Origin of the sequence: Sphingomonas sp. (genome assembly GCF_035944535.1) — a bacterium.
Lineage (GTDB): Bacteria > Pseudomonadota > Alphaproteobacteria > Sphingomonadales > Sphingomonadaceae > Sphingomonas_B.
This window is the reverse complement of the sequence record NZ_DASZBC010000007.1, coordinates 15,630-36,880: the sequence shown is the minus strand read 5'-3', so window position 1 is coordinate 36,880 and position 21,251 is coordinate 15,630. Positions and strand designations below refer to the sequence as shown.

The 21,251-nt window shown below is 64.4% G+C and carries 21 protein-coding genes; 11 read left to right on the top strand and 10 right to left on the bottom strand.

What is annotated here, in order from left to right:
• Nucleotides 1–59: 59 nt before the first annotated feature.
• Nucleotides 60–1,559 carry an NAD(P)/FAD-dependent oxidoreductase gene (locus VGT77_RS07115; protein ID WP_327460998.1) on the bottom strand — a complete coding sequence of 500 codons (1,500 nt, stop codon included), beginning with the start codon at nt 1,557–1,559 and terminating at the stop codon, nt 60–62.
• A gap of 249 nt (nt 1,560–1,808) precedes the next feature.
• Here VGT77_RS07115 and VGT77_RS07110 point away from each other — a divergent pair, with 249 nt between their 5' ends.
• The 4 genes from VGT77_RS07110 (at nt 1,809) to VGT77_RS07095 (ending at nt 4,824) form a co-directional block, all read left to right on the top strand.
• Nucleotides 1,809–2,501: a phasin family protein gene (locus tag VGT77_RS07110; protein WP_327460996.1), complete on the top strand. Its 693-nt coding sequence runs from the start codon at nt 1,809–1,811 to the stop codon at nt 2,499–2,501.
• 143 nt (nt 2,502–2,644) lie between these two features.
• Entirely contained in the window at nt 2,645–2,992 is a 348-nt protein-coding gene (clpS, locus tag VGT77_RS07105; protein ID WP_327460994.1) for an ATP-dependent Clp protease adapter ClpS, read from the top strand.
• A gap of 118 nt (nt 2,993–3,110) precedes the next feature.
• Entirely contained in the window at nt 3,111–4,394 is a 1,284-nt protein-coding gene (murA, locus tag VGT77_RS07100) for a UDP-N-acetylglucosamine 1-carboxyvinyltransferase (protein WP_327460992.1), read from the top strand.
• Nucleotides 4,395–4,434: 40 nt separating this feature from the next.
• Entirely contained in the window at nt 4,435–4,824 is a 390-nt protein-coding gene (locus tag VGT77_RS07095; RefSeq protein ID WP_327460990.1) for a hypothetical protein, read from the top strand.
• Nucleotides 4,825–4,863: 39 nt separating this feature from the next.
• On the opposite strand, the gene VGT77_RS07090 is transcribed toward VGT77_RS07095, so the two are convergent.
• From VGT77_RS07090 to VGT77_RS07080, 3 genes are all read right to left on the bottom strand, one after another.
• Entirely contained in the window at nt 4,864–6,111 is a 1,248-nt protein-coding gene (locus VGT77_RS07090; RefSeq protein ID WP_327460988.1) for a DUF445 domain-containing protein, read from the bottom strand.
• 78 nt (nt 6,112–6,189) lie between these two features.
• Complete coding sequence (locus VGT77_RS07085; protein ID WP_327460986.1) at nt 6,190–9,288, bottom strand: efflux RND transporter permease subunit; 3,099 nt, start codon at nt 9,286–9,288, stop codon at nt 6,190–6,192.
• A 9-nt stretch (nt 9,289–9,297) separates the two neighbouring features.
• Complete coding sequence (locus tag VGT77_RS07080; RefSeq protein ID WP_327460984.1) at nt 9,298–10,485, bottom strand: efflux RND transporter periplasmic adaptor subunit; 1,188 nt, start codon at nt 10,483–10,485, stop codon at nt 9,298–9,300.
• A 167-nt stretch (nt 10,486–10,652) separates the two neighbouring features.
• Here VGT77_RS07080 and VGT77_RS07075 point away from each other — a divergent pair, with 167 nt between their 5' ends.
• Nucleotides 10,653–10,913: a GlsB/YeaQ/YmgE family stress response membrane protein gene (locus VGT77_RS07075; RefSeq protein ID WP_327460982.1), complete on the top strand. Its 261-nt coding sequence runs from the start codon at nt 10,653–10,655 to the stop codon at nt 10,911–10,913.
• Between the two features lie 59 nt (nt 10,914–10,972).
• A complete protein-coding gene (locus tag VGT77_RS07070) occupies nt 10,973–11,686 on the top strand; it encodes an SIMPL domain-containing protein (RefSeq protein ID WP_327460981.1) in 714 nt (237 codons plus the stop codon).
• Nucleotides 11,687–11,749: 63 nt separating this feature from the next.
• Here the strand turns inward: VGT77_RS07070 and VGT77_RS07065 are convergent, their stop codons facing one another.
• Nucleotides 11,750–12,007 (bottom strand): GlsB/YeaQ/YmgE family stress response membrane protein, encoded by a 258-nt coding sequence (locus VGT77_RS07065; protein ID WP_327460979.1) that lies wholly within the window; start codon nt 12,005–12,007, stop codon nt 11,750–11,752.
• Nucleotides 12,008–12,169: 162 nt separating this feature from the next.
• Between VGT77_RS07065 and VGT77_RS07060 the strand changes: the two genes are divergently transcribed.
• The 3 genes from VGT77_RS07060 to VGT77_RS07050 all read left to right on the top strand — a co-directional run bounded on the left by VGT77_RS07060 (nt 12,170) and on the right by VGT77_RS07050 (nt 13,909).
• Entirely contained in the window at nt 12,170–12,931 is a 762-nt protein-coding gene (locus VGT77_RS07060) for a class II aldolase/adducin family protein (RefSeq protein ID WP_327460977.1), read from the top strand.
• Between the two features lie 117 nt (nt 12,932–13,048).
• Nucleotides 13,049–13,585, top strand: coding sequence for a (2Fe-2S)-binding protein (locus VGT77_RS07055; RefSeq protein WP_327460974.1), 537 nt, complete (start codon nt 13,049–13,051; stop codon nt 13,583–13,585).
• A gap of 111 nt (nt 13,586–13,696) precedes the next feature.
• The gene (locus VGT77_RS07050; protein WP_327460972.1) at nt 13,697–13,909 is read left to right on the top strand and encodes a hypothetical protein; all 213 of its coding nucleotides are present in this window, start codon (nt 13,697–13,699) and stop codon (nt 13,907–13,909) included.
• Between the two features lie 3 nt (nt 13,910–13,912).
• Here VGT77_RS07050 and VGT77_RS07045 read toward each other — a convergent pair whose 3' ends face one another.
• The 5 genes from VGT77_RS07045 to petA form a co-directional block, all read right to left on the bottom strand.
• Nucleotides 13,913–15,634, bottom strand: a complete 1,722-nt coding sequence (locus VGT77_RS07045) for a diguanylate cyclase (RefSeq protein ID WP_327460970.1) — start codon at nt 15,632–15,634, stop codon at nt 13,913–13,915.
• Nucleotides 15,635–15,705: 71 nt separating this feature from the next.
• A complete protein-coding gene (locus tag VGT77_RS07040) occupies nt 15,706–16,233 on the bottom strand; it encodes an adenine phosphoribosyltransferase (RefSeq protein ID WP_327460968.1) in 528 nt (175 codons plus the stop codon).
• An 84-nt stretch (nt 16,234–16,317) separates the two neighbouring features.
• Nucleotides 16,318–17,187, bottom strand: coding sequence for a cytochrome c1 (locus VGT77_RS07035; RefSeq protein WP_327460966.1), 870 nt, complete (start codon nt 17,185–17,187; stop codon nt 16,318–16,320).
• Between the two features lie 12 nt (nt 17,188–17,199).
• Nucleotides 17,200–18,510 (bottom strand): cytochrome b/b6, encoded by a 1,311-nt coding sequence (locus VGT77_RS07030; protein WP_327460964.1) that lies wholly within the window; start codon nt 18,508–18,510, stop codon nt 17,200–17,202.
• Nucleotides 18,507–19,085, bottom strand: coding sequence for a ubiquinol-cytochrome c reductase iron-sulfur subunit (gene petA, locus VGT77_RS07025; protein WP_327461555.1), 579 nt, complete (start codon nt 19,083–19,085; stop codon nt 18,507–18,509). The genes VGT77_RS07030 and petA overlap by 4 nt, the downstream gene beginning before the upstream one ends.
• Nucleotides 19,086–19,252: 167 nt before the next feature.
• Between petA and VGT77_RS07020 the strand changes: the two genes are divergently transcribed.
• Complete coding sequence (locus tag VGT77_RS07020; protein ID WP_327460962.1) at nt 19,253–19,699, top strand: tRNA (cytidine(34)-2'-O)-methyltransferase; 447 nt, start codon at nt 19,253–19,255, stop codon at nt 19,697–19,699.
• A gap of 26 nt (nt 19,700–19,725) precedes the next feature.
• Nucleotides 19,726–21,210, top strand: a complete 1,485-nt coding sequence (gatB, locus tag VGT77_RS07015; protein WP_327460961.1) for an Asp-tRNA(Asn)/Glu-tRNA(Gln) amidotransferase subunit GatB — start codon at nt 19,726–19,728, stop codon at nt 21,208–21,210.
• The last annotated feature ends 41 nt before the right edge of the window (nt 21,211–21,251 follow it).

The following is a 21,251-nucleotide window of genomic DNA, read 5'->3' as shown; positions in this document are numbered from 1 at the left end:
GCGCCATTGTACACGTTTTGTTCTTGTTTAACCTTCTCCCGTTTGTGGGAGAGAAACTCCTACTCCGCCGCCTCCAGCATCGGCTCCGCGCTTCGGACGGGCGCGCCCGCCTTGCGGAAGGTCATTGCGCCGTCATCGACCTTCCCGAACTTCAGGTCGAGCAGGTCCTTGGCGTAATTCTGATGCACCTTCCACGGCCGCTTGGAGCCCTGTTTCGGCAGATGTCCAAGCGCGCGTTGGACATAGCCGGAGGTGAAGCTCAGCCAGGGCTCTTCCTGCACTTCCGGGTCGTTCAGCACCGGTGTTGCGATCTGGGTGCCGGTCTTGTCCATATGGTTGATCAGCCGGCACACATACATACAGGTCAGGTCCGCCTTCAGCGTCCAGCTAGCATTGGTATAGCCGAACGAGGTGGCGAGGTTCGGTACGCCCGAGAACATCATCGCTTTGTAGGTCATGGTCTGGCTGGGCTCGATCCGCTGCCCGTCGACCGTATACTCGACGCCGCTCAACAGCTGCAGGTTAAGTCCGGTCGCAGTGACGATCACGTCGCAGGCGAGTTCGCGGCCATCCGTCAATCGAATGCCCGTTTCCGTGAAGCGATCGATATGGCCGGTGACCACATCGGCCGAGCCATTCTTGATCGCCTCGAACAGATCGTCGTCCGGTACCAGGCAGAGCCGCTGGTCCCAGACATTATAGCTGGGCGTGAAATGGGCCATGTCATAGCCCTCGGGCAGCAGCGCCTTGACCCGGTCCAGCACCCATTGATTGACGCCTTCGGGATTGGTGCGGGTCTTGTTGTAGAAATACATGCCGAACAGCACGTTTTTCCAACGCGTCAGGCCATAAGCGACCTTGGACGGCAGCACCTTACGCAGGCCATTGGCAATCTTATCCTGCGCCGGACGCGAGACCATATAGGTGGGCGAGCGCTGCAGCATGGTCACATGCGCGGCATCCTTCGCCATTTCGGGCACCAGCGTCACCGCGGTCGCGCCGGAGCCGATCACGACGACGCGCTTGCCTTTATAGTCGAGCTGCTCGGGCCAATGCTGGGGGTGGAGGATCTCGCCCCTGAAGTCCTCGCGGCCTTCGAAGTGCGGCGTGAAGCCTTCCGCATAATTGTAATAGCCGCTGCACATGAACAGGAAGCTGGCAGAGAAGGTGAGGGGCTCGCGTTCGGGCCCGCGCTCGACCTCGACGGTCCAGCGAGCGGTTGCGCTATCCCAGGCGGCGCGCTTCACCCGGTGCTGGTAGCGAATGCGCTTGTCGATGCCATAGTCGCGTGCCGTTTCGCGCAGATATTTCTTGATCGATGGCCCGTCGGCGATCGCTTTGGCTTCCTTCCAGGGCCGGAAGGAGAAACCGAGCGTGTGCATGTCGGAGTCGGAACGGATGCCGGGATAGCGGAACAGATCCCAGGTGCCGCCAAGATCGTCGCGCCCTTCCAGAATGACATAGCTTTTGGTCGGGCAATAGGTCTGCAGGTGATAGCCCGCGTCAATGCCGGAGATCCCGGCGCCTACCACCAGCACGTCAACGGACTCGGTCGTCATATCCACTCTCCTGACGTTAACGTAAACCGTTGCTTACATCAGGTCCAGTAGCGGAGGCGCCGGCGTCCCGCTGCACTGCAGTGCAGCCGGGCTTGAACGCTCTGCAGGATCGAAGTAGAGGCGAGCACGTTGATCCTGCGGAACTTTCCGCCCGCCCATGCACTTTTTGTGCACTGCACAATTTGCCTTGATTTTCGATCGAGCGCCCTATATTGTGCACTGCAGCAAAACGGGGAAAGTTTCGTCTCGATGAGCACCAAGGAAGTCAAGACTGCTGCCAAGGCGCCAGCCAAGAAGGTTGCGCCTGTTGCCGCTTCTCCCGAGCCGGCCATGACGGCGCCGACCGCCATTGCCGCTGCCACGGTAGAGGCCGTGGTCGAGCCAGTTGCGGTTCAGCCAGCGGCTGAAACCGTCACGACCGAACCCATGCCGGCCGCCGCGCCGGTTCAGACCGAAACGAAAGGACCGAGCATGACCGACACCGTCAACACCACTGCCGAGCAGACCAAGAACTTCGCTCAGGACGCCCAGAACCGCGCCACTGCGATGTTCGCCGACGTCAACACCCGCGCCAAGGCGGCGATGGAGCGTTCGACCAAGCTGTTCGAAGAGCTGAACGAGTTCAACAAGGGCAACATTGAAGCGCTTGTGGAGTCGTCGAAGGTCGCTGCCAAGGCTGCCGAGCAGCTGGGCCAGCAGGCCGCCGAGACCGCCCGCAAGAACTTCGAGCAGGCCACTGCCGCTCTGAAGGGCTTCGCGTCGGCCAAGACTCCGACCGAATTCTTCCAGCTGCAGAGCGACTTCGCGCGTTCGGCGTTCGACCAGCTGATCGCCGAGACGTCGCGCAACAGCGAGACCGCGCTGAAGCTCGCCGGCGACATCTTCCAGCCGATCTCGAATCGCTTCGCGGTCGCGGCCGAGAAGATGAAGCAGGCCGCCTAAGCGGGACCTATTCAGAGCCGGCATCCCTTCCCCGCCGGCTCTGAGCGACGGCCGCCCCCGTTGGGGCGGCCGTTTTCGTTTGGGCCCTTGCCCGGCAGGCGCGCGTTGCCATATCTTCATGGCTGCGTGAGACGGATTCCCTTATGACCGAACGACCGACGCTGATGGCAGGCGAAGGCCGCGACGAGGATGCCGGCACGGGCGTGGGCGTCGCCACCCGCACGCGCGCCAAGTCCAAAAAGCCGTCGCTGTACAAAGTATTGATGCTCAACGACGATTACACGCCGATGGAGTTCGTCGTGCTCGTCCTGCAGCGCTTTTTCCGGATGAGCATCGAGGATGCGACGCGCGTGATGCTCCACGTCCACCAGAAGGGCGTCGGTGTGTGTGGCATCTTCTCTTACGAAGTTGCGGAGTCCAAGGTTAGCCAGGTGATCGACTTCGCCCGCCAGAACCAGCACCCGCTTCAGTGCACGCTGGAAAAGGCGTGAGCCGCGAAGGCGGCGCGCGCCCCGGCGAAGGCCGGGGCCCAGACGCGAGCTGAAGCTGGACCCCGGCCTTCGCCGGGGAACGGCTTGCTTCAGTTCGACGACTCGCTAATCCCCGCCCATGGACCGCATCATCATTCGCGGCGGGCGCCCGCTCGAGGGCCGCTTGCCGATTTCAGGCGCGAAGAACTCCGCTCTTACCCTCCTTCCCTGCGCGCTGCTGACCGATGAGCCTCTGACCATCCGTAATCTGCCGCGGCTGGCAGACGTGGACAGCTTTGGCCACCTGCTCAACCAGCTCGGCGTTTCGACCACGGTGGAGGGCACCAAGCCCGAGGAATTCGGCCGCGTCATGACGATGCGCGCGACCGGCCTCACCGCAACCATGGCGCCCTATGACATCGTCAGGAAGATGCGCGCGTCCATCCTGGTGCTCGGCCCCATCCTCGCCCGCGCTGGGGAAGCGACCGTGTCGCTGCCCGGCGGCTGTGCGATCGGCAACCGCCCCATCGACCTGCACCTGAAGGCGCTGGAGGCAATGGGCGCCCGGCTGGAGATGAGCGCCGGCTATGTCCGCGCCGTAGCACCTGGCGGGCGGCTGCCTGGCGGCAATGTCCGCTTCCCGATCGTGTCGGTCGGCGCGACCGAGAACGCGCTGATGGCGGCCGCCACCGCCAAGGGCCGTACCGTCATCGAGAATGCCGCGCGCGAGCCGGAGATCGTCGATCTGTGCCGCTGCCTCCAGCGCATGGGCGCGAAGATCGACGGCATCGGCACCTCGACGCTGACCATCGATGGCGTCAAGGAACTGCACGGCGCGACCTATGCCGTCATGCCCGACCGGATCGAGGCGGGCAGCTATGCCTGTGCGGTCGGCATCACCGGCGGCCGCCTAGAGCTGGCCGGCGCCCGCGCCGACGAGATGGCGGCGACGATAGCCGGCCTGCGCGCCGCCGGCGTCGAGGTCGAGGAGACGGAAGACGGGCTGATCGTCAGCTCCACCGGCGAACTCAAGCCGTTAACGCTCTCGACCGAGCCCTATCCGGGCTTTGCGACGGACATGCAGGCGCAGTTCATGGCGATGCTGACGCTGGCCAAGGGCGCGAGCGAGCTGACCGAAACCATTTTCGAAAACCGCTACATGCATGTGCCCGAGCTCGCACGCATGGGCGCCGACATTCGCGTCAACGGTCGCACAGCTGTCGTCCACGGCGTTGAAGAGCTGAACGGGGCGCCGGTGATGGCGACCGATCTGCGCGCCTCCATGAGCCTGATCATCGCCGGCCTGGCCGCCAAAGGCGAAACTCAGGTCAACCGCGTCTATCACCTCGATCGCGGCTATGAGCGGCTGGAGGAGAAGCTCTCCGCCGTCGGCGCGGACATCGAACGCGACAGCGCCGGGTGATGAACTGATCGTCCGAGAAGGGTGGAAAACGGACGAAGGCTTGCGCTACAAACCGACCATTTCGTTCACAAAAGCCGTGACTTTGGCTGCCGCAGTTGTGGTGCTTTTTGGCATTGGGACAAGCTGGGCCTTAGCGGGTAACAAGAAGCTCGCGCCAAAGCGGCTCATCATGGACCTACATTTTGTTCCGCCCACCACCTGCGAAGTGACCGTAATGGGCGAGACGTTCAGCCTGCCACTCGACGAAGAACGCATGGTTCTCGCTCTTCGGAAACTTCGGCGAGAGTGGAAGTCGGCCCGGGCCTTAGGCAACGTCGAGACACCATATCGGTGCGTTGGATTTGCGATCTACATCGCTCAGAGAGCCGGATTCAGGAAGGTGGACTTCATCACTGATCGACCCGCGCCTCCTGCCGAGCAAGTCCGCTAAGGGTCGGTAGCTGTAATCGCTCGACACCAGAGACACGCCCTAAAGCCACACCTCGACCGCATGGATCAGCAGGCCAACCAGGCCGCCCACAAGGGTGCCGTTTACCCGGATATATTGAAGGTCGCGGCCGACGGCGTCTTCCAGCCGGCGGGTGATCGTGCGGGTGTCCCAGCTACGCACCGTCTCGCTGACCAGCTTGACGATGCTTTCGCCATAGCGCGCCGAAAAGCCGACGGCGGAGCGGCGGGCAAAGCGGTTGATGGTTATGCGCAGCCGTTCGTCATGCTGCAACGTTTCGCCCAGCTGGCGCAGCGTCTCCCCGAATTTACCCCCTAGGGCGGAGCGCGGATCGCGGGCGGCCCGAAGCAGGGCGGCGCGGCCCTGTTCCCAGAGCCCGTCTAGCCAGCGGCGCATCGCTTCATTTTCGAGCAACTCGTCGCGCCACTGCGCCACTCGCTGCTGCATCACCGGATCGAATTGCAGATCCTCGGCCAGGCGGGCGAGCCCATCCTCGGCCTTCATCCGCACCGGGTGGCCAGGATCGACGGACATGTCGTCGAGCAGGCGCAGCAGCCCATCGATGATCTTGTCTGCCAGCGTCTCGTCGAGGCCGGTCCAGCGCAGGATCGAACCGGCGCGGTCATGCACCATCTGCCGGATCAGATGCTCGTTGCCTTCGAGAGTACGCGCGCCCCAGCGGATCATGCCTTCGAGCAAAGGCAGATGCCGGTCCTTCGCGATCGCGGCCTGCAGCGCCTGGCCGAGCATCGGCGCGATGTCGAGATTGCGCAGCCGTCCGTCGATCACGCCCTTGATCATCCCGCCCAGCCGTTCCTGGTCGAGCGCTTCCATCACATCGGCGACAAGCCGAGAGGCAGTCTCCCGCGTGCGCCCTTGCGTCTCGGACGGATTGGCAAGGAAGCGCCCCGCGGCGCCAGCGACGTCCACCCGCCGCATGCGCCGCGCGACCACGCCGGGAATGAGGAAGTTGTCCTTCAGGAACACGGCAAGTGTGTCCCCGATCCTATCCTTGTTGCGCGGAATGATTGCCGTGTGCGGGATAGGTAGCCCGAGAGGATGGCGGAACAGCGCCGTCACCGCAAACCAATCGGCCAAGCCACCGACCATCGCCGCCTCGGCAAAGGCGCGGACGAAGCCCCAAGCGGGGTGTACGGGCTCGAGATGACGGGCGAGGAGGAACAGGCCCGCCATCACGACCAGCATGCCGGTCGCGACGATCCGCATCTGGCGCGCGCCCTGGCCGTTGCGGATCGTGAGTGCGGGCATCGCCGTCATCGCCCCTTCCAAAGCGCGGCGCGGCCCAAGGTTCAAGCCTTCACCCCGATGAAGGGGCGCGCCCGTAACCTACTCCGCCGGCTGCGGCGCGGGGCGATCCACGTCGTCGCCGGGTTTGAACGTGAGCAGGCGGCTGAGCTTGGGCGCGAGCCACCGCTCGAAACTGTCGGCGAGGCTGAATGCCGCCGGCACGATGACCAGCGTCAGCAACGTCGACAGGATCAGGCCGCCGATCACCGTGATTCCCATTGGCTGGCGCCACGCGCCGTCGCCCGACAGCGACAATGCGGTCGGCACCATGCCGGCGACCATGGCGACCGTCGTCATTACGATCGGCTGCGCACGCTTCAGGCCCGCGTCGATGATCGCCTCGGCCTTCGGTACGCCCTTGCCCATCTCTTCGATCGCAAAGTCGATCAGCAGGATCGAGTTCTTGGCGACGATGCCCAAGAGCATCAGCAGTCCGATAAAGACCGGCATCGAGATCGGCATGCCCGCCAGGTGCAGCGCCACCGCGCCGCCTAGGGGCGCCAGCAGCAGCGACCCCATGTTCACGAATGGCGGCATCACGCGTTTGTAGAGCAGCACCAACACCGCGAAAACGAGCAGCACGCCGGACACGACGGCAATGGCGAAGTTGACCAGCATCTCTTGCTGGAACTTGCTGTCGCCGGCGGTGATCTTCTGGACGCCCTCGACCTTGCCGTCGAGGATGGCCTTCATCGTCGGCAATGCATTCAGCTTCTTCATCGCGTCGCTGGTGACGATGCCGGGCGCCAGGTCGGCGCCGACGACCACGCGGCGGATCTGGTTGTAGCGCCGGATCGTGGTGGGCCCTGCCCCGAACTTGACGTCGGCGACGACCTTCAGCGGCACCGAGCCGCCATTCGTCGTCGGCACCGGGAGGTTCTCGATGGTCGACAGATCGCGGCGTGAGTCTTCGTCCAACGCCACGCGGATCGGGATCTGCCGGTCCGAGAGCGAGAATTTGGCGCTGTTCTGGTCGATATCACCCAGCGTTGCGATGCGGATAGTCTGGCTGAGTGCCTGCGTCGTCACCCCCATGTCCGCCGCCAGGTTCATGCGCGGCGTGATGATGATCTCCGGCCGCTTCAGGTCGCCGGCGAGGCGTGGCGCGCGCAGCTCGGGCACGCCTGACATCTCGCGAACAAGCTGATTTGCTATCGCGTCCAGCTTAACCGGATCGTCGCTGCCGAGCATGACGATGATGTCGCGGCCGAAACCACCGCCGGACTGGGACTGAAAGTTCACTCGCGCGTCGGAGATATTCTGGAACTTGGGCGCGGTCTGCCGCTCCCAATCCACGCTGGAGATCGGCCGGTCCTTTCTGAGAGTCAGGTAGATGTTCGCCTGAGTGGGATTGATGTCCGCAAAGGCCGCATCGACCTGCTTCGTGTCGGAAGCGAGAAGCTCCGCGACCTGCCGCGTGACCCGGGTGGTCGTCTCCAGCGTGCTGCCGGGCACCATTTCGATCTGCACCTGGCTGTAATCCTGGTCGATCGTCGGCTGGAACGTCATGGGCAGCGTGGCAAAGGCCAGAATGGTCGCCGCGAATGCGCCGCCGCCGCCGATCAGGACGGTCTTCCAGCGGTGCTTGATCGACCAGGTGAGGATCGACACATATTTGTGGATCCACCAGCTTTGGCCATGGCTCTGCTCGCCATGCGCCTTGAGGAAATAGGCCGCGATCATGGGTGTGATCAGGCGCGCCACCGCAAGGCTGAGCAGCACGGCCGCGACCACGGTCAAGCCGAACTGCTTGAAGAACTGACCCGAGACGCCCGGCATCAGACCGACCGGCAGGAACACCGCAACGATCGACATGGTCGTCGCCAGCACCGCCAAACCGATCTCGTCGGCAGCGTCGATGGACGCCTGATAGGCAGATTTCCCCATCCGCATGTGGCGAACGATATTCTCGATCTCCACGATCGCATCGTCGACGAGCACGCCCGACACCAGGCTCAACGCCAGCAAAGTCAGGAAGTTGAGCGTGAAGCCCATCATGTCCATGAACCAGAAGGTCGGGATCGCGGACAGCGGGATCGCCAGAGCCGAGATGATGGTCGCGCGCCAGTCGCGCAGGAACAGGAACACGATGACGACCGCTAGCACGGCGCCTTCAACCATCGTGTGTATCGAGCTCTTATACTGGTTCTTGGCGTATTCGACGCTCGTATAGAGCTGCTTGAACTTGACCTTGGGGTTCTGCTCCTCGAGCTTCTTCAGGACCTTCAACGCCTCATCATAGACGGTCACGTCGGAGGCGCCCTTGGCCCTGGTCATCCCGAAACTGGTGACCTGACGGCCGTTCATCATCGAGATGTTGCGTTGTTCGGCATACATATCGCGCACGTCGGCGACGTCGGCGAGCTTCACCGTACGGCCGTTACCGACCGAGATGTTGGTCTGGCCCAGTTCATAGGCGCTGCGGGCATTGCCAAGCACGCGCACCGACTGTTCGGAGCCGGCAATCTCCGCCCGTCCGCCGGCAGCGTTCAGGTTGATCTGGCGCAGCGCCTGATTGACCTGGACAGCCGTCAGCCCCTGCGACTGCAGCTTGGCCGGATCGAGGATGACCCTGATCTCGCGGCTGACGCCGCCGCCCCGCTGCACCGAGGCCATGCCCTGAATCGCGAGCAACTGCTTGGCGACAGTGTTGTCGACATACCAGCTGAGTTGCTCCAGCGTCATGTCGGTCGCTTCGACGCCGAAATAGGCAAGCGGGCCGTTCTCACCCGCCTCCATGCGCGTTACCTGCGGCTCCAGAATGCCGTCGGGCAGCTGGCTGCGGATCTGATCGACCGCGTTGCGCACATCGTTGACCGCGCGGTCGACTGGCGTGCCGATGTTGAACTGGACGATGGTGAAGCTGGTGCCTTCATCGGCGCGTGAGGAGATATCCTCGACGCCGCTGATGCTGCGCACCGCCGCCTCGATCCGCTGCGTGACCTGCGTTTCCAGCTCAGTCGGCGCGGCACCCGGCTGAGTGACGGTGACCGTCACGCCGGGGAAGGACACGTCCGGGAAGTTGTTTACGTCCATGCGCAGGAAGCTGATCAGGCCCGCCAGCGACAGTGCGATGAACAGAACGATGGGCGGAACCGGGTTGCGGATCGCCCAAGCCGAGATGTTGCGGAAGCTCATGGCCTGTCCTTAGCGGGGGGCGGCGGCGCGGCTGGGGCGAACGGCCTGACCCGGCGTCAGGAAGGCGCCCGCGGTCAGCACCACCTGCTCATTACCCTGCAGCCCATCCAGAATGACGACGCCAGCGTCCGTCACTTGGCCCGTCTTCACAACCCGGCGCTGCGCCTTGTTGTCCGGGCCGACCACATAGACATAGTTGCCGCGATCATCGCTCTGCACGGCTGATTCCGGCAGCACCGGCGCATCGACCTGGCCCGTCACGATCTGGGCCTGGGCAAAACCGCCCGGCCGCAGCGCTGGATCATAGGCAAGCGCGACGCGGACAATGCCCTGGCGCGTCTGCGGATCGATGACCGGCGCGACTTGCCAGACCTGACCGGCAAAGGTCCGCGTCGAGCCGACTGGCACCACGCTCGCCTGCGAACCGAGCCGCACCGTCGCAAGATCGGCCTCGGCCAGCTCGGCGCGCATTTCCATCTGTCCGCCCATGGCGATCCGGAACAAGGTCCCGCTTGCGCCGCCGATCACCTGCCCGGGCTCGACCGAGCGGGTCAGCACAAGGCCAGCGGCCGGAGCCCGAATGTCCAGCCGCGCATTGCGGTTCAGAGACTCGCGATACTGCGCCTCGGCGACGCGGACCTGCGCCAGCGTTTGGTCGCGGGTGGCGATGCGCCGGTCAACATCGGCCTTGGAGATAAAGCCGCGGCTCACCAGCTGCTGGGCGCGCGCCAGTTCCTGCTCGGCCAGCCGCGCATTGGCGCGCGCGACGCCGATCTGCGCCTGAAGCGATGCTGCCTGCTGCGATTGCACCGAGCGCTCGACAACCGCCAGCACCTGGCCGGCGCCGACCCAGGTACCAGGCTCGACCAGCACGCGCGTGACCATGCCGCCCTCGCCGACCACGCCGACCGGCATTTCGCGACGAGCAGCCAGCGACCCGGTCGCGGATACGGTGCGGGCGACGGGCTGCCGCCCGGGCACGACCACCGTCACCTGCGGCGCATTGGCTGCGGCCTTGGCTGCCGCGTCCCCGGCACCCGGCGCCGGCTCGCCGCCGCGGAACATGAAGAAAGCAGCCAAGAGGGCCGCCACCAGAACCAGCGCACCGATGAGCAGTGCGCGGCGGCGGCCGGCATTGGCGTCCGTTCCCGCGGTATACGCCGACTCCTCGGGTCGGATGCTGGTCTCATAGTTCATATTCACGTGCCTTCCGCCCCGGCGCTTCTGAGTTCGGAGCTGTGTTACATAAATAACTCACCCGCCTCAAGGGCGGAAATGCGCAATTTCGCTTGCGTTCGGCGCTCCGGGCGATGACCTTTCGGCACGCGCCGTTACTCTGGCGCATGTAGTCACGAGGGTCGGCTGTGGAAAGGAACCTCTTCCTCTGGATCCTGGCGGGCCTGGTGATCGGCGCCGCCGCCAAGCTGCTCCTTCCAGGCCGCGAACCGGGCGGCTTCGTGCTCGCCCTGCTGCTCGGAATCGCCGGAGCTCTCGCCGGCGGCTTCCTGCTGCTGGCGCTCGGCGGGCCCGGCCAGCCGCTCGTGCAAAGCCTCGCCGCGTCGGCAGCGGGTGCGGTGCTTGCTTTGCTGCTCTACCGCATCGTCATCCACGCGCGCAGCCGTTAAGCCTGGAGCCAGCGGCCCGGCACCAGAACGCAGCCGCAACAATCAGCGGAGGCATTATCATGAAGCATATTCTGGCCGCGGGGCTTATCTCGGCCTCGGCGCCGCTCCTGGCGCAAACTCAGGCCCTGCCGGTGCAGACGATCGCGGGCACCCTGCTCGAGGTCAGCGCACAGGGCGAGACGCGGCGCACGCCCGACATTGCGACGATCAGCGCCGGTGTCGTCACCCAGGCCGCCGATGCCGCGAGCGCGATGCGCGAAAACGCCGCGCGCATGGACCGGGTGATCGCGGCGCTGAAGCGCGCCGGCATCGCCGACCGTGACATCCGCACGGCCAACATCTCGTTGTCTCCGCAATATCGCTATGCGAATAACGAGCCGCCGGTCATCACCGGCTACCAGGCTTCCAACAGCGTCACCGTGCGCTTCAGGGATATCGCCAGGTCCGGTGCCGTGCTGGACGCGCTGGTCGCCACCGGCGCCAACCAGATCAACGGACCCGAACTCGGCCTGGACAATCCTGCGGCGGCGCTCGACGAAGCGAGGGCGGATGCCATCGCCAAGGCGCGCGCGCGTGCCGAACTCTACGCCCGTGCCGCGGGGTTGAGGGTCAAGCGCATCCTTTCAATCAGCGAATCCGCCTTCGAGATGCCGCGGCCCATGCCGGTCATGCTCCGCACCATGGACGTGTCGGAAGCGGCGCCCGCGTCCAAGATTCTGCCGGGCGAACAGGCACTGAACGTCAACCTGTCGGTCCGCTTCGAACTGGAGTGAGCACAAAAGAAGGGCCGGGCGATCAGGCCCGGCCCCAACTACCTGCGTGACGAAGTCTGAGGCTTAGCGCACGCTACCGCGACGGAAGAGGTTCACGATCGCGAGCAGGATCACCGCGCCAAGCAGCGAAACCAGGAACGAATAAAGATTCAGGCCATCGTTGTTGATGTTGCCGCCCGAAAAGATCAGGCCGCCGATGAAAGCGCCGACAATACCGACGATGATGTTGAGCAGGATACCCTGCTGAGCGTCAGTCCGCATGATGATGCTGGCGAGCCAGCCGATAATGCCGCCGACGACGAGCCAAACAATAAGTCCCATCCTAACCTCCTGTTCGAACCTTCAACCCTTAGTCCTGATCTTCGGTGTTGAACCGTGGCACTAGACGCATGACGGGCCGCAACGGTTCCGCAACGTTATTGCAGAGCGTTGCCGTCGTGCCGGTGTCATGCGATAGGAACGGGTTCAAAAGGAGAGAACTCGATGGCGACTGCGGTGCTGCGCAATTCCCGGATGAGTGAGGCTGAGTGGGCCGCCCGGCAGGAGCTCGCGGCCTGCTACCGGGTGTTCGCGATGCTCGGCTGGGACGAGCTGATCTACAATCACATCTCGCTGAAGGTACCGGATGAGCAGGACGCCTTCCTGATCAATCCGTTCGGGCTCCACTTCAGCGAAGTGAAGGCATCGAATCTCGTCAAGATAGACATCGACGGCAATAAGCTCGACGACAACCCCTATCCGGTGAACCTTGCCGGCTTCGTCCAGCACAGCGTCTTTCACCGCAACCTGCCGGACGCCCATTGCATCGCCCACACCCATACGACGGCGGGCATGGCGGTCAGTTCGCTGGAAGGCGGGCTGCAGCCGGTCAATTTCTATGCCGCCAACTGGGTCGGCCAGGTTGCCTATCACGATTTCGAGGGTGTGACCGTCCGCTCGGAGGAAGGCGCCCGGTTGATCGAGCATCTCGGCGATAAGCGCGCGATGTTGCTGAAGAACCACGGCATATTGGTGATGGGCCGGACCGTGCCCGAGGCCTTCCTGAAGCATTGGTCGCTGCAGCGCGCCTGCGAGATCCAGCTGGTAACCATGCAGGCAGGCACCCCGCTCACTATTCCGGCGGACGTGCTCGCCGTTCATCAGCGCGACATCTCGAAGACGCAGGCACCCGGCGGTCCCGGCCGTGCCGATTTCGACGCGATGGTCCGCCGCGTCGACAAAATCGACCCGAGCTGGCGCGATTAGTTGGACTTTGGCTTCGCTCGTCCCGAGCGGAGCGCGTAACCCGCAGTCGAAGGGCGTCGTTCGGAGCAACGCCCCTCGACTTCGCTCGGGACGAGCGATTAACTCGGCAGCTCGCTGATGACCAAGTTCACCGTCAACAACCAGCCTGTCGAATATCTCCTCGATCCGGAGACGCCCCTGCTCTGGGCGCTTCGCGACGCGTCGAACCTGACCGGCACCAAATATGGCTGCGGCACCGGCGAGTGCGGCGCTTGCATCGTGGACATCGACGGCGCGGCGGTGGCCAGCTGCCGTGTTTCCATCGCAGCGTGCGAGGGCCGGTTCGTGACCACCATCGAAGGCCTGTCGCGGGACCGCAGCCACCCGGTCCAGCAGGCATTCGCCGCCCTGAACGTATCACAATGCGGTTATTGCATTCCGGGCATGATCATGGCCGCCTCCGTGCTGCTGAAGCGCGTACCGGCGCCGGCAGACGCCGACATGGATGCGGCGATCACCAACATTTGCCGCTGCGGCATTTACCCCCGCCTGCGCGAAGCGATCCGGCGCGCGGGGCGAGCATCACGAGGGGAGCCGATCGGCGTCGTTCCGCTGCCCGGAACCGACCCGAGTGAGGCCGCCCGCCAAGTCCCTGCACTGCAGCCAAAACAATGAATGGCTGTTAATCTGAAGAACGCAAATATTTACGGCAGATAACAGCCCTATTCCGAAGTTGTTCAGCGCTCGAGTCGCATAAGCCTCCCCACATTCATTTGGGGTTGCGCAATGATTCACTTCGACAAGCGTGCGCGTCATGGCGCTCGATGGGACGAGGCGGCAGATGAAGAGCTGCGGCGGCGATTTGCCGAAGGACAACTGCTGCCGGAGGTCGCACGCGCGATGAACCGTTCGCAGGAGGCGGTGCGCACCCGCGCGAATGTGTTGCACATCCCGGTGCGGTCGACGCCTCGGCGGCGTGAGGATGGCGCGGCAGCCTGACTCTTAGGCTGCGGCGGCGTAGACCAAAGGTCCGTCCGCCAGCATGACCTTGTTCCGGCCTTCATTCTTGGCTCGGTAAAGCGCACAGTCGGCATCCTGCAGCGCCGTCGCGACGGTAGCGCTGTCGCCGACCGCAACGCCGATGCTGACGGTGACCCGCGGTAGGTTCGGTTCGCTCTCATGCGCCAAACCGATGCCGATCCGGATGCGCTCAGCCATCGTCCCGGCACGCGTGAGGTCGTAGCCGCGAAGAACAACGACGAACTCTTCGCCACCATGCCGACCCACAATGGCGCCTGGTCCAGCGACACGCGCCACGTGCACGGCGACGTGCCGCAGGATTGCGTCACCGGTGGCATGGCCGTGCTGATCGTTGACGCGCTTGAAATGATCGATGTCGATCAGCAGCAGCGCCAGCGGGAATGGCTCGGCATGGGCGATCGCCGCCCGGTCGAGCGCCTCCACGAAGCCGCGACGATTGGCGAGGCCGGTCAGCGCGTCGGTATGCGCCTGCCGTTCCAGCAGCACATGACGTTCAGCCGCCCGCTCATGCTCGAGCCGAAGCGCGCGGATGCGGCTGGCCACCGGCAGCGACAGGATAAGGCATTCGACCGTGGCCGCGAACATCATCAATCCGTCCGGCAAGGCTGCGTCGCCGATCAGGCCCATGGTTCTTGCCGGATACATGAGCGAGACGGAGATCGGCAGGCTCCAGCCAAGCAGCAGGGGCACGGCCATGACCTGGCGCCGGAACAGCGCGAAGAAGATGATCACCGTGGTCAGCATGATCGCGTGCATCGCGACGGCATTGGCTGCAAGGAACACCGGATAGCCGATCGACGCGGGCGCGAGCACCAGGGCGAAGGCCGCGGTGGCTGAGGCTGCCGAAGCTCCGATCGCCCAGCGTCGCAGCCATAGCGGCGTCACTACACCGAGGAATTCGACAACGAAGGCGATGCCGGTGGCAGTCGCCGCTGCCATGGTGAAGCTGACCAGATTCGAGATGGCGCCGCTGCTGAGTTGGGGCAGCAGGATGTGGACGATGCCGGAATAGCCGAGGCCATAACCGAGCAGCAGCCCGACATGGATGCAGTAGATCAGCTGAAAGCGCCGCCGCATCGCGAAGAACAAGCTGAGGTGGAACAATATGGTGAGGGCCAGCATGCCCACACCCATTCCGTAGATGGCGGCATGATCGCGCTCGATCGGCGCGAAGCTCTTCGCGCGGGCGATGCGAGGCGCGCGCACGTAAGTGACGCCCTCGGCATCGCGGAGACGCAGCACCAGCCGCTCCACTTCTGCTTTTGGCGTGAACAGAATGGATTGGTAATTGCCGGCGGCCCATTCCCGAGCCGGATCATTCGGATCGTAAACCGAATGCTCGGTCTTGCCGTCGCGCCGCACCACCCAGAGATCCACCGCGCTGGAGCGGTGATTGTCGATGGTCAGGCGCCAGGTCTTGGCCGGCTGCAGCCAGAAATCGAACGGATCATAGCTGATCCAGACAGTGCCGACATGATGCCGTGAGGCCGACTTCTCGCACCTTTTCAGGGCGGCGACTGCTTGGTGAAGCGGCATGTTCGCGTCAGCAGCGATTCGGCAGCTTTCGGTGAGCCGTACCGGCGCCTGAGCGGCGGCAGGGACCGTGGCGAACAGCAAGGCGGCGAAGGCGACGAGCCCAAGCCACACTCCCGCGACAATCCTGGAAACGACGCGCCCGCTCACGTGCGAACGCTTAGGCCGATAGGTGCTGAAGGAAGGTTAATCCTCGCACATGCGGGTTGTGGATATCGGGGTTAGTGTCCCTCGAAATGCATCAGGGTGTGCGGCTCCACCCCCGCCTCCCGAAGGAGCTTCGCGCCGCCAAGTTCCGGCAGATCGATGACGAAGAGCGCACCCCGCACTTCGGCGCCCGCCTGCCGGAGCAGTCCGACCGTCGCCAGCGCCGTCCCTCCGGTCGCGATCAGATCGTCGACGAGCAGCACGCGGTGCCCGGGCACACAAGCGCCTTCATGAATCTCAAGCCGGTCGGTGCCATATTCGAGCGCATAGTCGATGCCGATCCGGGGCCCGGGCAGCTTGCCGGGCTTGCGCACCGGCAGCAGCCCGGCGCCGAGCGCACGTGCGACCGGCGCCGAGAAAATGAAGCCTCGCGCCTCAATGCCGGCGATCAGGTCGGCGCCGTAAGGGCGGGCGAGCTCGACCAGCTGATCGACAGCTGAGGCGAATCCGGGCCCGTCGATCAAGAGAGTCGTTATGTCGCGGAATTGGATCCCGGCTTTTGGAAAATCGGGGATCGTGCGAACGAGCGATTTCAGGTCCATGCCAACTTCATCCGTTCGCTTCGAGCGAAGTCGAGAAGCGCGTATCTCGACTTCGCTCGATACGAACGGAATTGGTGCGCCGGATCATCCCTGCGCCAGCGCGCCCTTCTTGCTCGCCCAGATGTTCCGGTACGACATATAGGCGAGCGCGGTGAAGACGAGCAGGAAGATCAGCACGGCAAAGCCGGTCTGATGACGCCGCTCCATGTTCGGCTCTGCCGTCCAGGTCAGGAACGCCGAAACGTCCTTCGCCATCTGGTCCACGGTCGCCTTGGTGCCATCGGCATAGGTCACCTGGCCGTCGCTGATCAGCGGCGGCGGCATGGCGATGTTCAAGTTCGGGAAATAGGGGTTGAAGTAGAGCCCCGTGCCCGGACGGTTCGCCGCTGGAAGCGTCTCGCCCTTTTCGTTCTTGTAGGTGTCGGCGTTCCGGTAACCGGTCAGCAGCGAGTAGGTATAGTCGGTGCCCTCGTGCCGCGCCTTGGTGATCAGCGACAGGTCGGGCGGCAGCGCATTGTTGTTGGCCGCACGCGCGGCGACTTCGTTCGGATAGGGCGACGGGAAGCGATCCGACGGCAGGTTCTTTCGCGTCGTGGCTTCACCGGTGTCCGGGTTCACGGCCGGGGTCTGCACCGCCCACTGGTCGGCGATCGCCTTCACTTCCGCTTCGCTATAGCCAAGGTCGGCGAGGTTGCGGAACGCGACATACTTGAGCGAGTGGCAACCGGCGCAGACCTCCTTATAGACTTGGAAGCCGCGCTGCAGCTGCTGCCGGTCGAAGGTGGTGAACGGGCTGCGCCCCTTTATGTGCGCGTCTTTGGGATGAAGGTGGAAAGCATGTTCCACCGTCTCGGGCTTGCCCTCGCGGATGAAGCCGGCGGCGCCGGTGATGAACGACACCAGCAGCACCAGGCAGAAGCCCAGGCCGACGAGGAATGCGATCAAACGAGCCATTGATGGACTTCCTTATTCGGCCGGCTGCGCATTGCCGAAGGTGCCGCCCGCGCCCAGAGGCGCCGACTCACGGGCTTCGCCGTGCAGCACCGACTCGCTGATCGAGTTCGGCAGCGGCAGCGGCTTCTCGATCGCGGACACGATCGGCAGGATGATCAGGAAATGCGCGAAATAGTAGAGCGTCGCGAGCTGCGAGATCATGATGTACGGCTCTTCCGCGTGCGCGCCGCCGCAATAGCCGAGCACCAGGATGTCCAGGATCAGGATCCAGAAGAACGGCTTGTAGAGCGGCCGGTAGTTGGTCGAGCGCACGGGCGACCGGTCGATCCAGGTCAGGAAGAATAGGAGGATGATCGACCCGAACATGGCGATCACGCCCCACAATTTCGCCGGCAGGATGAAGTCCACGGTGAAGGCGCGCAGGATCGCGTAGAAGGGCCAGAAATACCATTCGGGCACGATCAGCGCAGGCGTCGAGAGCGGGTTCGCTTCGATATAATTGTCCGGATGGCCGAGATAGTTCGGCGCGAAGAACACCATGAAGCAGAACAGGAGCAGGAACACGCCGACGCCGAACCCGTCCTTGGCGGTGTAATAAGGGTGGAACGGCACCGTGTCGGACGCCTGCTTCACCTCGACGCCGGTCGGGTTGGACGAGCCCGGAATGTGCAGCGCCCAGATCTTCAGAATCACCACGCCGGCGATCACGAAGGGCAGCAGATAATGGAGCGAGAAGAAGCGATTGAGCGACGGGTTGTCCGGTGCATAGCCGCCGAGCAGCCACACCTGGATCGGCTCGCCCACGAACGGGATCGCGCCGAACAGGCCGGTGATCACCTTGGCGCCCCAGAAGCTCATCTGCCCCCATGGAAGCACATAACCCATGAAGGCGGTCGCCATCATCAGCAGGAAGATAACGAGGCCCAGAAGCCACACCATCTCGCGTGGCGCCTTGTAAGAACCGTAATAGAGGTTCCGGAAGATGTGCAGATAGACGACGATGAAGAAGAAGCTGGCGCCGTTCGCGTGCATGTAGCGCAGCATCCAGCCGCTGTTCACGTCGCGCATGATGCGCTCGATCGACTGGAAGGCGGTCGCGCCATCGGTCGAATAGTGCATCGCCAGCACGATGCCGGTGACGATCTGCAGCACGAGCGCCAGGCCCGACAGCACGCCGAAGTTCCAGAAGTAGTTCAAGTTGCGCGGGACGGGATAGCCGCCGCCGATCGCGTTATAGACGAGCCGCGGCAAGGGCAGCCGCTCGTCCAGATACTTCATGAACGGGTGCTTCGGCTGGTAATGATTGGCCCAGGGAAAGCTCATGCGGCCGCTCCCACTTCAATGACGGTGTCGGACCGGAACACATAGTCCGGAACCACGAGATTGGTCGGCGCCGGACCTTTGCGAATGCGGCCGGCGGTGTCGTAATGCGAGCCGTGGCAGGGGCAGAAATAGCCGCCAAACTCACCCTTGCTCTCGCCTTCGGCGGCGCCCAGCGGCACGCAGCCGAGATGGGTGCACACGCCCATGGTGACCAGCCATTGCGGCTTGCCTTCCTTGGTCCGCTCGGTCAGCGACTGAGGGTCGCGGAGCTCACCCGCCGGTACGGCATTGGCGGCAGCCACTTCCTGGGGCGTCAGGTGACGCACGAACAAAGGCTGCTTGCGGAAGATCGTCTTGATCGACTGGCCCGGTTGCACCTGGCTCAGATCGACCTCGGTGGTTGCCAGCGCCAGCGTGTCGGCGGCCGGGTTCATCTGGTTGATCAGCGGCAGGACCACGGTCGCCGCGCCGACGCCCGCGAAACTGACGGCAGCGATATTGATGAAGTCACGACGGCGATGGCCTTGTTCTTCGGCCAGCGCTTCTTCGCGGTGCTGATGCTCGACTGTGGCCATCATCTGCCTTTGCGAAAACCCTTTGAGGCCGCGAGCCGGGCGGGACCGGATGGACCCTGCGCACATACTCGCGCGGCCGCATCCGGACGGGTCCGGCACGGCTGGCGCGCTGATAGCGCCGATTGCGGCGGTTGCAAATATTCTGTTTCGGTTCAGGAAGCCGCGCCATGCGCCTCGCCCTGTTCCAGCCCGACATCCCCGGCAATGTCGGCGCCATCCTGCGCAGCTGCGCCTGCCTTGGCGTGCCGCTGGACCTGATCGAACCGCTCGGCTTTCCGTGGGACGACAAGCGCGTCCGCCGGTCGGCAATGGACTATTATGAACGGGTCGAGATCACCCGCTACCCAGGCTGGGAGTCGTTTCGCGCCGCCCGGCCCGGCCGCATCGTGCTGATGACCGCGCATGCGAGCGTGCCGATCACGGCGGCACGGTTCGAAGCCGACGACATCATCGTCATGGGCAGCGAAAGCGGCGGCGCTCCTGCCCATGTGCATGACGAGGCGGCGTTGCGTGTGCGCATCCCCATCGTGCCCGGCTTGCGTTCGCTGAACGTGTCGGTCGCGGCCGGCATCGCGATGCACGAAGCGCTGCGGCAGACCGGCGGCTTGCCTTAGCAGTTCCGCTGTCGCAGAGCGCGTCCATGGCAACCGCAGCATCATCCAGTTACCGCGTCCAGGGCGCCACCGGCGATTGGGAAGTCGTGATCGGCCTTGAAGTCCATGCCCAGATCACCGCGTCCAAGGCCAAGCTCTTTTCCGGTGCCGCGACGGCGTTCGGCGCCGAACCCAATGCGCAGGTGTCGCTGGTCGACGCCGCCATGCCGGGCATGCTGCCGGTGCCGAACCGCGAGTGCATCCGCCAGGCAGTGCGCACGGGCATTGCGCTCGACGCCGTGATCAACCGCTGGTCGCGCTTCGACCGGAAGAACTATTTCTACGCCGACCTGCCGCAGGGCTATCAGATCTCCCAGCTCTACCATCCGCTGGTCGGCGAAGGCACGATCGCCATCGAGCCGGAGGGCGGCGAGCCGAAGACGGTCGGCATCGAGCGCATCCATGTCGAACAGGACGCAGGCAAGCTGATGCACGATCAGCACCCAACCCGCTCCTATGTCGACCTGAACCGCTCGGGCGTCGCGCTGATGGAGATCGTGTCCAAGCCGGACATGCGCTCCCCCGCCGAAGCCGGTGCCTATGTCCGCAAGCTGCGCTCGATCCTGCGCTATGTCGGCAGCTGCGATGGCAATATGGAAGAAGGCTCGATGCGCGCCGACGTGAACGTCAGCGTGCGCCGGCCCGGCGAGCCGTTTGGCACCCGCACCGAGACCAAGAACGTCAACTCGGTCCGCTTCGTCATGCAGGCGATCGAATATGAGGCGAGCCGCCAGGTCGATGTGCTCGAAAGCGGCGGCCGCATTGTTCAGGAGACTCGGCTGTTCGATCCGGACAAGGGCGAGACGCGGTCGATGCGCTCCAAGGAGGATGCGCACGATTACCGCTACTTCCCCGACCCGGACCTGCTGCCGCTGGAGCTGGACGAGGCGTTCCTCGCCGAGTGCAAGGCGAGCCTGCCGGAACTGCCCGATGCCAAGCGCCGCCGCTACGAACAGGAACTGGGGCTCTCCGCCTACAACGCCGCGGTGCTGACGGCCGAGGTCGAGACCACGCGCTGGTTCGAGACCTTGCTGGAAGCCGGCGGCGACAAGGTACCCGCCAAGGCTGCTGCCAACTGGCTGATCTCCGACCTGTTCGGCGCGCTCAACCGGCTGGGCCGGTCGATCGACGACAGCCCCGTCACGCCCAGCCAGGGTGCGGCGCTGCTCGGCCTGGTCGCCGACGGCACGCTGTCCGGCAGCCTCGCCAAGCAGGTGTTCGAGATCATGCTCGAGACCGGCGAAGACCCCGGTGCCATCGTCGAGGCGCGGGGGCTCAAACAGACCAGCGACACCGGCGCGATCGAAGCGGAAATCGCCAAGGTCCTCGCCGCCAATGCCGACAAGGTCGCGCAGTATAAAGCGGGCAAGGAAGCGCTGTTCGGCTTCTTCGTCGGCCAGACGATGAAGGCGATGGCGGGCAAGGCCAACCCGCAGGTGGTCAACGAACTGCTCCGCAAGGCCCTCCAATAGCCGTCACCCCGGCGAAGGCCGGGGCCCAGGAGTCATCTGGA

Coding starts and splice junctions, on each gene's coding strand:
- murA (WP_327460992.1), top strand. CDS start 3,111: ATGGACCGCATCATCATTCGCGGCGGGCGCCCGCTCGAGGGCCGCTTG.
- VGT77_RS07030 (WP_327460964.1), bottom strand. CDS start 18,510: ATGAGCTTTCCCTGGGCCAATCATTACCAGCCGAAGCACCCGTTCATG.
- VGT77_RS07090 (WP_327460988.1), bottom strand. CDS start 6,111: ATGCCCGCACTCACGATCCGCAACGGCCAGGGCGCGCGCCAGATGCGG.
- VGT77_RS07020 (WP_327460962.1), top strand. CDS start 19,253: ATGCGCCTCGCCCTGTTCCAGCCCGACATCCCCGGCAATGTCGGCGCC.
- clpS (WP_327460994.1), top strand. CDS start 2,645: ATGACCGAACGACCGACGCTGATGGCAGGCGAAGGCCGCGACGAGGAT.
- gatB (WP_327460961.1), top strand. CDS start 19,726: ATGGCAACCGCAGCATCATCCAGTTACCGCGTCCAGGGCGCCACCGGC.
- VGT77_RS07040 (WP_327460968.1), bottom strand. CDS start 16,233: ATGGACCTGAAATCGCTCGTTCGCACGATCCCCGATTTTCCAAAAGCC.
- VGT77_RS07060 (WP_327460977.1), top strand. CDS start 12,170: ATGGCGACTGCGGTGCTGCGCAATTCCCGGATGAGTGAGGCTGAGTGG.
- VGT77_RS07080 (WP_327460984.1), bottom strand. CDS start 10,485: ATGAACTATGAGACCAGCATCCGACCCGAGGAGTCGGCGTATACCGCG.
- VGT77_RS07050 (WP_327460972.1), top strand. CDS start 13,697: ATGATTCACTTCGACAAGCGTGCGCGTCATGGCGCTCGATGGGACGAG.
- petA (WP_327461555.1), bottom strand. CDS start 19,085: ATGGCCACAGTCGAGCATCAGCACCGCGAAGAAGCGCTGGCCGAAGAA.
- VGT77_RS07070 (WP_327460981.1), top strand. CDS start 10,973: ATGAAGCATATTCTGGCCGCGGGGCTTATCTCGGCCTCGGCGCCGCTC.
- VGT77_RS07065 (WP_327460979.1), bottom strand. CDS start 12,007: ATGGGACTTATTGTTTGGCTCGTCGTCGGCGGCATTATCGGCTGGCTC.
- VGT77_RS07035 (WP_327460966.1), bottom strand. CDS start 17,187: ATGGCTCGTTTGATCGCATTCCTCGTCGGCCTGGGCTTCTGCCTGGTG.
- VGT77_RS07110 (WP_327460996.1), top strand. CDS start 1,809: ATGAGCACCAAGGAAGTCAAGACTGCTGCCAAGGCGCCAGCCAAGAAG.
- VGT77_RS07085 (WP_327460986.1), bottom strand. CDS start 9,288: ATGAGCTTCCGCAACATCTCGGCTTGGGCGATCCGCAACCCGGTTCCG.
- VGT77_RS07055 (WP_327460974.1), top strand. CDS start 13,049: ATGACCAAGTTCACCGTCAACAACCAGCCTGTCGAATATCTCCTCGAT.
- VGT77_RS07115 (WP_327460998.1), bottom strand. CDS start 1,559: ATGACGACCGAGTCCGTTGACGTGCTGGTGGTAGGCGCCGGGATCTCC.